The following is an 11,345-nucleotide window of genomic DNA, read 5'->3' on the forward strand; positions in this document are numbered from 1 at the left end:
CGCCCGAGAAAAGATCCGGCGCGATGGCAGGGCCGGATCCGGGGACCATTGATGATCGGGGAGATGCCGCGCGATGAGAGACCTCTCTGCGGGTCCACGTGTCCTTCTGAGGCGGCTGCGCGAACTGATGGCGGAGCCGCTCGAGCCGCAGGAGCGTCTTGACCAGATCGTCCGCCAGATCGCCAGCAACATGGTGGCCGAGGTCTGCTCGGTCTATGTTCTTCGCTCGGACGGCGTTCTCGAACTCTATGCGACGGAAGGCCTCAACAAGGACTCCGTCCACCTGGCGCAATTGAAGATGGGGCAGGGCCTCGTCGGCACGATCGCCGCCAGCGCCCAGCCGCTCAACCTTTCCGACGCGCAGGCCCATCCGGCCTTCACCTACCTGCCGGAGACGGGCGAGGAGATCTATCATTCCTTCCTCGGCGTGCCGATCCTGCGCACCGGCCGCGCGCTCGGCGTTCTCGTCGTGCAGAACAAGGCGAGCCGCACGTATCGCGACGACGAGATCGAGGCGCTTGAGACGACCGCCATGGTTCTCGCCGAGATGGTGGCGACGGGCGAGCTGAAGAAGCTGACCAAGCCCGGGCTCGAACTCGACCTGTCGCGGCCGGTCTCGATCGAGGGCAACGGCTACAATGACGGCATCGGCCTCGGCTATGTCGTGCTCCACGAGCCGCGCATCGTCGTCACCAACCTCCTGAACGACGACAGCGAACTGGAACTGAAGCGGCTGGCCGAGGCGCTCGGCAGCCTGCGCATCTCGATCGACGACATGCTGTCGCGGCGCGAGGTGTCGATGGAGGGCGAGCACCGCGCCGTGCTCGAAGCCTACCGCATGTTCGCCCATGACCGGGGCTGGGTGCGCAAGCTTGAGGAGGCGATCCGCAACGGGCTGACGGCGGAGGCCGCGGTCGAGCGTGTGCAGAGCGAGACCAAGGCGCGCATGCTGCGCATGACGGACCCGTATCTGCGCGAGCGCATGCATGATTTCGACGACCTCGCCAACCGGCTCCTGCGGCAGTTGACCGGCTACGGCGCCAACATGACCGGCAGCGGCTTTCCGACGGACGCCATCATCGTCGCCCGCGCCATGGGTGCGGCGGAACTGCTCGACTATCCGCGCGAGAATGTCCGCGGGCTGGCGCTCGAGGAAGGGGCGGTGACGAGCCATGTCGTGATCGTTGCCCGCGCCATGGGCATCCCGGTCGTCGGCCAGGCCTCCGGGCTCGTGGCGCTCGCCGAGAACCGCGACGCGATCATCATCGACGGCGACGACGCGAAGGTGCATCTGCGGCCGCTGGCCGACCTGCAGCGCGCCTATGAGGAGAAGGTACGCTTCAGGGCGCGGCGCCAGGAGCAGTACCGGGCGCTGCGCGGCATCGAACCGCTAACGAAGGACGGCCAGCGCATCCGCATGCAGATGAATGCCGGGCTCCTCGTCGACCTGCCGCAACTGAACGAATCCGGCGCCGAGGGTATCGGCCTGTTCCGCACCGAACTGCAGTTCATGATCGCCTCGACCCTGCCGAGGGCGGAGGAGCAGGAGGCCTTCTATCGCAGCGTGCTGAAGCAGGCCGGCGGCCGGCCCGTCACCTTCCGCACCCTCGACATCGGCGGCGACAAGGTCGTGCCCTATTTCCGCGCGGCGGAGGAGGAGAACCCGGCGCTCGGCTGGCGGGCGATCCGGCTGTCGCTTGACCGGCCGGGCCTGCTGCGCACCCAGCTGCGCGCGCTGCTCAAGGCGGCGGCGGGCCGCGAACTGCGCGTTATGCTGCCGATGGTGACGGAGGTCTCCGAACTGCGCGCCGCGCGGGAACTGCTGCAGAAGGAAGTGCAGCGGCAGTCGAAGCTCGGCGAGCAGCTGCCGAAGACGCTGAAGTTCGGGGCGATGCTCGAGGTGCCGGCACTGCTCTGGCAGCTCGAGGAACTGATGAGCGAGGTCGATTTCGTCTCGGTCGGCTCCAACGACCTCTTCCAGTTCGCCATGGCCGTCGATCGTGGCAATGCGCGCGTGTCCGACCGGTTCGACGTGCTCGGACGGCCGTTCCTGCGCATCCTGCGCGACATCGCGCGGGCGGGGGAGCGCCACCAGACGAGCGTGACGCTCTGCGGCGAGATGGCGAGCAAGCCGTTGTCGGCGATGGCGCTGATCGGCGTCGGCTTCCGCGCGCTGTCGATGTCGGCTGCCGCCGTCGGGCCGGTAAAGGCCATGCTGCTCGCGCTCGATGCCGGAAAGCTCTGCGCCGAGATGACCGAGGCACTCGACGATGTGAAGAGCACGGTGCCGATGCGCGAGATCCTGAAGGATTTTGCCGTTTCGAACGGGGTGCCCGTATAAACCGTGCCCGAACGGCCCGGCTCGGCCCGGCGCGCCTCTGTCGGCGCGGCGGTGGCTGGAAATGCGCCGGCGGTTCGGCTAGAGGGACGGCCGTGGATGCGAACGGCCTGCCTTCCGGTGTCCGGAAGCGGCGGGACCTGTGGCGGCCGCATGGTGCGCCACCGAGGGAGTGACGGAGTGCCGACCTTACCTGTCGAGAAGATGCGCGAGCTGGATCGCCGGCTGAGCGAGGTCGAGGCCCGCATGTCCGAAGGCCCCGCCGCCGACGTCTATGTGAAGCTTGCCTCGGAATATGCCGAGCTGCAGCCGATCGTCGCCAAGATCCGTGCCTATGAGAAGGCGCTCGCCGACCTCGAGGGGATCGAGGTGCTGATGGCGGACCGGGCGATCGATCGCGAGATGCGCGATCTCGCCGAAATGGAGAAGCCCGAGGCCGAGGAACGCATCGCGGCACTGGAGAAGGAGATGCAGCTCCTGCTCCTGCCGAAGGACGCGGCGGACGAGAAGAGCGCCATCCTCGAAATCCGCGCCGGCACGGGCGGCTCCGAGGCGGCCCTTTTCGCCGGCGACCTTTTCCGCATGTACGAGCGTTATGCGGCCGCGAAGGGCTGGAAGGTCGAGGTGCTCTCGGCCAGCGAGGGCGACGCCGGCGGCTACAAGGAAATCATCGCCACGGTCTCCGGACGCGGCGTCTTCGCCCGGCTGAAGTTCGAATCCGGCGTGCACCGGGTGCAGCGCGTTCCGGACACCGAGGCGAGCGGGCGCATCCACACCTCGGCGGCGACCGTCGCCGTGCTGCCGGAGGCCGAGGAGATCGACATCGAGGTGCGCGCGGAAGACATCCGCATCGACACGATGCGCTCCTCCGGCGCGGGCGGCCAGCATGTCAACACCACCGATTCGGCGGTCCGGATCACCCATCTGCCGACGGGGATCGTGGTCACGAGCTCGGAGAAGTCGCAGCACCAGAACAGGGCGAAGGCGATGCAGGTGCTGCGCTCGCGCCTCTTCGACATGGAGCGCCAGCGCGCCGATAGCGAGCGGTCGGCCTCGCGCCGGAGCCAGGTCGGGTCCGGCGACCGGTCCGAGCGCATCCGGACCTACAATTTCCCCCAGGGACGCCTCACCGACCATCGCATCAACCTGACGCTCTACAAGCTCGACCGGATGATGGAGGGCGAGATCGACGAGGTGGTCGACGCGCTGATGGCCGATTTCCAGGCCGACCAGCTCGCCCAGCTCAGCGCCGTCCAGGGCTGACGCGGGTGACGCTTGATGCGCTTCTCGCCGAGATCCGGGCGCGCTTCCAGGCCGGCGGTATCGAGGGACCCGCGCGCGAGGCGCGGCTTCTGGTGTCCGGCCTGCTCGATCTTGCGCCAGCGGCACTGATCACAGGAGGCGCGGAGCCTGCCGGGACGGAGGCCGTCGATGCCGCGCGCCGCGCGGCGGCGCGGCGTCTTGCGGGCGAGCCGCTCCATCGCATTCTCGGCTGGCGGGAATTCTTCGGTCGCCGTTTTCACCTTTCCGCGGGCACGCTCGAACCGCGCCCGGACACCGAGGTGCTGGTCGACCGGCTGCTGCCGCATGTGCGCGGCATTCTTGCTGTACGCGGCCGCTGCCGGATCCTCGATCTCGGCACCGGCACCGGCGCGATCTGCCTGACGCTGCTCGCCGAAGTGCCGGGCGCGACCGGCCTCGGGGTCGATGTCTGCGCCGATGCGCTGCGGACGGCCGTGGCCAATGCGCAGCGGCTCGGCGTCTCGGATCGCTTCGCGGTCATCGAGAGCGACTGGTTCAGGGCGGTCGCCGGCACCTTCGAGATCGTTGTTTCCAATCCGCCCTATATCGCCCGCGACGTGATCGCGACGCTCGATCCCGGCGTGCGGCTTCATGATCCGATGGCGGCGCTCGACGGCGGGGAGGACGGGCTCGATGCCTATCGCAGCCTTGCCCGCGGCGCGGCGGCGCATCTCGCCGACGGCGGCATCGTCGGCGTCGAGATCGGTTTCGACCAGAAGGACGCGGTGACGCGTCTGTTTTCGGCTGCTGGCTTCGTCTGCCGCGATGCGGCGCGCGATCTCGGCGGACAGGACCGTACGCTGCTGTTTTCCCTTCCGCGGCCTGATTGAGAAAACCGCGCAAAAACACTTCCTGATCAGGCAAAGCGAAGAAAAGGCTTGGATTTGCAGGGGAAGCGGGATAGGGTCCTCTTACGCGCAGGGTGGCACGTCGGGCATGAGGAGATTCGCTCGTCCGACGGGGATCGTGGTCCTAAGAGATCGCAGTCCCGATAGCCGTGGCCGTGATGCTTCACCGGCAAGGCGAATTCGGCGGTCGCAGGGTCTGCGCTTTGGTAGTTTGCGCATATCGCATCCGGTGGTGTCCTCCTCATGCCATGAGGTCGGAAGCATCGGGGATGGCGCGGCACAGCAGAGGCTGTCGCATCCGCCGGCCTTCGTCCGGTGTGGCGGCGCTGTTGCCCGGTTCATGTGTTTGATGTGCGGAAACGGTTTTCTCAGAACACGGAGATCAGTGTCGGCATGGGTGATCGAGGGCTGAAACTGCCCGGACCGTCGTCCGACATGCGCGTCAGGAACGCGCTCTGCCCGCGCGGATCCGGAGCATGATCCGTTCAAGGTTTGGTATTGCCGGGCCCTCCCGTCCCGTGTGGACGCGGAGAGGCGCGACGGACGGCCGACGAGGACCGCCGGTGACGGATGACCGTCCCCGGCCCGGCCGCATCCGGGGCGATGCCCTTCATCAGCAAACAGGAAAAGAGAATTCAGGTGATTGAACGATGAGGCCAGGACAGCAGAACAAACGCGGCCGCGGGCGCAACAACAATGGTGGCCCGAACAACAATAACAACAACAATGGCGGCGGCAACAACAACAACCGGCGCGGCGCCAATCCGCTCACCCGGACCTATGACAGTTCCGGTCCGGACGTGAAGATTCGCGGCACCGCCCAGCATATCGCCGAGAAATACGCCACGCTCGCCCGCGACGCCCAGAGTTCCGGCGACCGGGTGATGGCGGAGAACTATCTCCAGCACGCCGAACATTACAATCGCATCATCGCCGCCGCCCAGGCGCAGATGCAGGAGCGCTTCCAGCGCGACGAACGCCAGGATTATGTCGAGCGCGACATCGTCGATCGCTTCTCCGACGACGGCGACCAGATGGACCTCGACGATACGACGCCGCAGCCGGTGATCGTCGAGCGGCCGCAGCCGGCTGAGCAGCGCGCGGACCGTCATGACCGACAGGACCGTGGTTCGCAGCTGGCCGAGCGCGCCCAGGGCGACCGTGCGCCGTCCGACCGGGGACAGCATCCGGCACAGGCCGAGCAGCGCCGCCCCACCGAGCGGACCAATCCGGCCGAGCGGAACAATCCGGCCGAGCGGCCGCAGCCCGTCGTCCAGGTGACGCCGCGCGCCGAAAGGGCTGCGGCGGCGAAGGTCCAGCCGCAGCCGGTCATCGACGGCAGCGGGCCGCAGCCCGAGATTGAGGGCACGCCGGCCGAGGTCGTGATCGAGGAGCAGGCGGTGGAAGCGCCGGCGAAGGCAGCGCCCCGTCGGCGCGGGCCGGGCAGGCCGAAGCGCCAGCCGCGCACAGCGGAAGCCGGCGCCGAGGCGGCGGGTGGCGAGGGCGAACCGAAGCCGGTCGGGGACGGGCAGCCCTCACTGGCGCCGGTCGCGGAATAAAGCGCCGCCGATCCCTTTTGAACCCTGACTGCCGGCGCCGCGGAGGCCTGTCCTCCGCGGCGCTTTTCATTGGCTGCGCCAGCCTGTCGCAAGCGGAAAATCCCCGGTTTCTGCCTCTTTAATTTGCAGAATTTCCCTCCCATATCTCGCTCATGAACGGCGCGCTTTTCCGCGAGAGGGAGGGTGGGCCGCCCGGGTCTGCCGCCTTGAGGGGATCCGATCCTGAATCATCGGCCGGTGCCGCAAGACGGGCCGTCCGAGCCACGGAGGTTGAGAGATGAACATCGAGAAATATTCCGAGCGGGTGCGCGGCTTTCTCCAGTCGGCGCAGACCCATGCGCTGGCGGAAGGCCATCCGCAGTTCACGCCGGAACACGTGCTGAAAGTGCTGCTTGACGACGAGCAGGGCATGGCCGCGTCGCTGATCGAGCGGGCGGGTGGTGACGCCAAGGCGGCGCGCCTCGCCAACGAAGCGGCGCTGAAGAAGCTGCCGAAGGTGACGGGCGGAAACGGCTCGCTGTCGTTGTCGCAGCCGCTCGCCAAGGTCTTCGCCACCGCAGAGGAGGCCGCCAAGAAGGCCGGCGACAGTTTCGTCACCGTCGAGCGGCTGCTGCTCGCGCTGGCGATCGAGACGTCCTCGGCGACGTCCGGGATCCTGACGAAGGCGGGCGTCACCGCCAAGGCGCTGAACCAGGCGATCAACGACCTGCGCAAAGGCCGCACCGCCGACAGCGCCAGCGCCGAACAGGGATATGACGCTCTGAAGAAGTATGCCCGCGACCTGACGGCCGCAGCACGCGAGGGCAAGCTCGACCCGGTCATCGGCCGCGACGACGAGATCCGTCGCACGATCCAGGTGCTTTCGCGCCGCACTAAGAACAACCCCGTCCTCATCGGCGAGCCCGGCGTCGGCAAGACCGCGATCGCCGAGGGCCTCGCGCTGCGCATCGTCAATGGCGACGTGCCGGAAAGCCTGAAGGACAAGAAGCTGATGGCGCTCGACATGGGCGCGCTGATCGCGGGCGCGAAGTTTCGCGGCGAGTTCGAGGAGCGGCTGAAGGCCGTTCTTTCCGAGGTCCAGGCTGAGAATGGCGAGATCATCCTGTTCATCGACGAGATGCACACGCTGGTCGGCGCCGGCAAGGCGGACGGCGCGATGGACGCCTCGAACCTCCTGAAGCCGGCACTCGCGCGCGGCGAACTGCACTGCGTCGGCGCGACCACGCTCGACGAGTACCGCAAGCATGTCGAGAAGGATCCCGCACTTGCCCGGCGTTTCCAGCCGGTCATGGTCGAGGAGCCGACGGTCGAGGATACGATCTCGATCCTGCGCGGCCTGAAGGAGAAGTACGAGCAGCATCACAAGGTGCGCATCGCCGACTCGGCGCTGGTCGCCGCCGCGACGCTCGCCAACCGCTACATCACCGACCGCTTCCTGCCCGACAAGGCGATCGACCTGATGGACGAGGCGGCCTCGCGCCTGCGCATGCAGGTCGACTCCAAGCCCGAAGAGCTCGACGAGCTCGACCGTCGCATCATCCAGTTGAAGATCGAGCGCGAGGCCTTGAAGAAGGAGACGGACCGCGCCTCGAAGGACCGGCTCGAGAAGCTCGAATTCGACCTCGCCTCGCTGGAAGAGCAGGCGGATGCGCTGACGGCGCGCTGGCAGGCGGAGAAGCAGAAGCTCGGCCTCGCCGCGGAGCTCAAGGGCAAGCTGGACGAAGCCCGCAACGACCTGGCGATCGCCCAGCGCAAGGGTGAGTTCCAGCGCGCCGGCGAGCTTGCCTACGGGCTGATCCCGAAGCTCGAAAAGGAGCTGGCGGAGGCCGAGGGCCAGGACGCCACGAAGGTGGATCCGATGGTGCAGGAGGTGGTGACCCCCGACAACATCGCCCATATCGTGTCGCGCTGGACCGGCATTCCCGTCGACAAGATGCTGGAGGGCGAGCGCGACAAGCTGATGCGCATGGAGGACGATCTGGCGAAGTGGGTCGTCGGCCAGGGCGACGCCGTTCAGGCGGTCTCCCGTGCCGTGCGCCGCTCGCGCGCCGGGCTGCAGGATCCGAACCGGCCGATCGGCTCGTTCATCTTCCTCGGCCCGACCGGCGTCGGCAAGACCGAGCTGACCAAGGCGCTGGCGCGCTTTCTCTTCGACGACGAGACGGCGATCATGCGCCTCGACATGTCGGAATACATGGAGAAGCACTCCGTCGCCCGGCTGATCGGCGCGCCTCCCGGCTATGTCGGCTACGAGGAAGGCGGCGCGCTGACCGAATCGATCCGCCGCCGGCCCTATCAGGTCGTTCTCTTCGACGAGATCGAGAAGGCGCATCCGGACGTGTTCAACGTTCTCCTGCAGGTGCTCGACGACGGGCGGCTGACGGACGGGCAGGGCAGGACCGTCGACTTCAAGAACACGATCATCATCATGACGTCGAATCTTGGAGCCGAATACCTGACGGCGCTCGGCGAGAACGAGGACAGCGACAGCGTGCGCGAGCAGGTGATGGGGGTCGTCCGGACGGCGTTCCGACCGGAATTCCTCAACCGCGTCGACGAGATCATCCTCTTCCACCGGCTGCGGCGCGGCGAGATGGGCGCGATCGTCGACATCCAGCTCGTGCGGCTGCGCGCGCTGCTTGCCGATCGCAAGATCACGCTGACGCTCGACGACGACGCGCGCAACTGGCTGGCGGACAAGGGCTACGACCCGGTCTACGGTGCGCGTCCGCTGAAGCGGGCGATCCAGAAGTTCGTACAGGATCCGCTGGCCGAAAAGATCCTGTCGGGCGAGATCGAGGATGGTTCGACCGTGAAGGTCACGTCCGCCTCCGACCGGCTGATCTTCGCGCGCGGGAAGGCGATCGACAAGGTCGCCGCCTGATCCGACGGTCGATCACGACGAAAAAAAAAGCGCCCGGCTTCCGGCCGGGCGCTTTTTTTCGTCTGATGCGGAGATCATGCTACTGGATGCGCGCGGTCGCCACCTCGTTCGGCGCGCCGCCGTCCTTGGTCAGCAATTCGTCGATGCGCGTGCGTTCTTTCTCGAAGCGGGCGAGCGTCTCGCCTTCAAGCGACTTGCCGCCCGGCAGGCGGATGCGCAAGGGGTCGACCTTGTTGCCGTTGACCATCAGCTCGTAATGCAGATGCGGGCCAGTCGAAAGCCCGGTCGTTCCGACCCAGCCGATGACCTGGCCCTGCGTCACCTTCGACCCCTCGCGCACGCCCTTGGCAATCGCGCTCTGGTGGTTGTAGGAGGACACATAGCCGTTGGCGTGGCGGATCAGCGTCTGGTTGCCGTAGCCGCCGGAATCCCAGCCGGCCTTTTCGACGACGCCGTTGCCGGCGGCGATGATCGGCGTGCCGCGCGGCGCGCGCCAGTCCACGCCGGTATGCATGCGCGAGAAGCCGAGGATCGGATGCCTACGCATGCCGAAACCGGAGCTGAACCGCCCGTTCGGCACGGGATTTCGCAGCAGGAATTGCCGGATGCTCTTTCCCTTCTCGTCATAGTAGTCGATGCTGTTGTCGTCGGGGTCCTGGAAGCGGTAGAAGCGCGTCTCCGCATCGCCGAACCGGGCATTGACATAGAGCAGCTCCGAATCGTCGGTCGCCTTGCCGTCGTCGTCCTGCACGGAGAAAAACGCCTCCAGCGAATCGGTCGGCTTCAGCTGCGCCTGGAAATCGACATTGCTGGCGAGAAGCCGGATGATCTGCGCCACCATGCCTGAGGTCATGCCATAGGAGAGGCCCGCCCGGTAGATGCCGTCATAGACGCGCGGCAGGTCGCGGCCCGGCGGGACAGAGAGTGTGCCGAGATCGTCGAAGGCGGTCGCCACGGCCGCAAGCTGCGTCGGCTCGCTGCCGACGACGAAGCGGCCCTTGTCGTTCAACGCGATCGTGACGACGTGGTCGCCCTTCGAATAGACGCTGGCGCGCACGACATGCGCTTCCTCGCCCTTCTGGATGATCCCGACGCGCAGCACGTCGCCGTCCGAAAGGGTTTCGGCCCCGAGCGCCTTGGCGAGGTTGCCGGCGATGTCCTTCGCATCCGTCTTGGCATAGCCGGCATTGAGGAACACGGTTTCGATCGGCGCGACGCTGCGGACGGGAATGACGTCGTCGGCATATTCCGCTGTCTGCTTGGTGACGTTCTCGTAGGTCGAGACGCTCATGTTCTGCTCGACCACGCGGGCCGACAGGCCCTGGATCAGGTCCAGCTCGCCCGCATCGGACGCGAAGCGGCGCGGATCGACATAATAGAGCGAGGCGAGCTGGGTGTTGCCGTCGGTCAGCACCGAGCCGTTGGTGCGGACGTTTTCCTCGACCTCGTTCAGCGACATCACGTCGGCGAATTTCAGCGGCGCGCCCTTCACGGGGAAATCGACGGTCTTAAGGCTGACTTCGGATTCGACGTCGGAACCGTAAAGCGTGCCGGTGCGCGCGACCTGGGGCGCCTCCTCGCCGTCGGACGAGAAGATCGCCAGCGGATCGAAGGAGGGATAATTGTCCGCCGGCTGGTGATTGGCGGCCAGCGCCATCTTCACATGGGCGAAGGGACGGCGGCGCACCACTTCCTTCTCCCCGTCATGGATCATCGTCGACACGTCCATGATCGACCGGTCGGACGGTTTGGCGACGACGGAGGGAGACAGGATGCGCGGGCCCCGCTTGGCGATCTCGGCCTCCGCGTCGTCCTGCTGGTCGATAGAGGCATAGGCCTCGGCGGGGATCGCCAGCTGCTGGCGCCCGTCCAGGGCGGCGAAGAGCGCGACACCCATGAGAAGGCTTGATGTGATGCCCGTGAGAAAGGTCCCGGACAACCAACGCAGCGAAAGCTCGCGCCGATCGGGGGCCCGGCGCCCATCCGCCAGAAGGGGAGGGGTATCGCCGAGGGAGCGGATCATGGTCTTGTCGATGTTCATGTCCGTTTCGCCACGCCCGTCGTCACCTGTGATCTCGTCCTTATAGGTAAGCCAGCCTGCGCGAAGATGTGCATCTTTGCGGGATGCGAGTCAAATCGCGGCGGGGATCGGCGCCGGCAGCCGTTTGCCTTGTCTTCACCTAGGCGGCCTGATTGTGCTCAAGGTAGGGCGGAATTGTGGAGGCGCCTCCGCACATCCTTCCGCGCAAGGGTGAAATGCAGGCAAAATCCCCAAGGCTCAGGGCTTTGTCAGGAAACTGTCATTTTTTTAAAAAACCCTGTTGACTTGGCGCGGTCGGTAGGACTATAACCCGCTCACCAACGAGGGCGGCGGCGCTGCTGGCGACCGACGAACTCGCTCTGAAGTTTCTTGA

At 66.7% G+C, this 11,345-nt stretch carries 6 protein-coding genes; 5 read left to right on the forward strand and 1 reads right to left on the reverse strand.

The window, feature by feature from the left end:
- The first annotated feature begins 73 nt into the window (after positions 1 to 73).
- The 5 genes from ptsP to clpB all read left to right on the forward strand — a co-directional run bounded on the left by ptsP (position 74) and on the right by clpB (position 8,931).
- Positions 74 to 2,341 carry a phosphoenolpyruvate--protein phosphotransferase gene (gene ptsP, locus ACEVQ6_RS04925; protein ID WP_374887779.1) on the forward strand — a complete coding sequence of 756 codons (2,268 nt, stop codon included), beginning with the start codon at positions 74 to 76 and terminating at the stop codon, positions 2,339 to 2,341.
- Between the two features lie 177 nt (positions 2,342 to 2,518).
- Complete coding sequence (prfA, locus tag ACEVQ6_RS04930; protein WP_374887780.1) at positions 2,519 to 3,601, forward strand: peptide chain release factor 1; 1,083 nt, start codon at positions 2,519 to 2,521, stop codon at positions 3,599 to 3,601.
- Between the two features lie 5 nt (positions 3,602 to 3,606).
- The gene (prmC, locus tag ACEVQ6_RS04935) at positions 3,607 to 4,470 is read left to right on the forward strand and encodes a peptide chain release factor N(5)-glutamine methyltransferase (RefSeq protein ID WP_374887781.1); all 864 of its coding nucleotides are present in this window, start codon (positions 3,607 to 3,609) and stop codon (positions 4,468 to 4,470) included.
- 668 nt (positions 4,471 to 5,138) lie between these two features.
- Positions 5,139 to 6,047, forward strand: coding sequence for a DUF4167 domain-containing protein (locus ACEVQ6_RS04940; protein ID WP_374887782.1), 909 nt, complete (start codon positions 5,139 to 5,141; stop codon positions 6,045 to 6,047).
- A 277-nt stretch (positions 6,048 to 6,324) separates the two neighbouring features.
- Positions 6,325 to 8,931 carry an ATP-dependent chaperone ClpB gene (gene clpB / locus ACEVQ6_RS04945; protein WP_374887783.1) on the forward strand — a complete coding sequence of 869 codons (2,607 nt, stop codon included), beginning with the start codon at positions 6,325 to 6,327 and terminating at the stop codon, positions 8,929 to 8,931.
- Between the two features lie 79 nt (positions 8,932 to 9,010).
- Here the strand turns inward: clpB and ACEVQ6_RS04950 are convergent, their stop codons facing one another.
- Positions 9,011 to 10,972 carry a M23 family metallopeptidase gene (locus ACEVQ6_RS04950; protein WP_374887784.1) on the reverse strand — a complete coding sequence of 654 codons (1,962 nt, stop codon included), beginning with the start codon at positions 10,970 to 10,972 and terminating at the stop codon, positions 9,011 to 9,013.
- Between the last annotated feature and the right edge of the window lie 373 nt (positions 10,973 to 11,345).

Origin of the sequence: Ensifer soli (assembly GCF_041928815.1) — a bacterium.
Lineage (GTDB): Bacteria > Pseudomonadota > Alphaproteobacteria > Rhizobiales > Rhizobiaceae > JBHFEI01.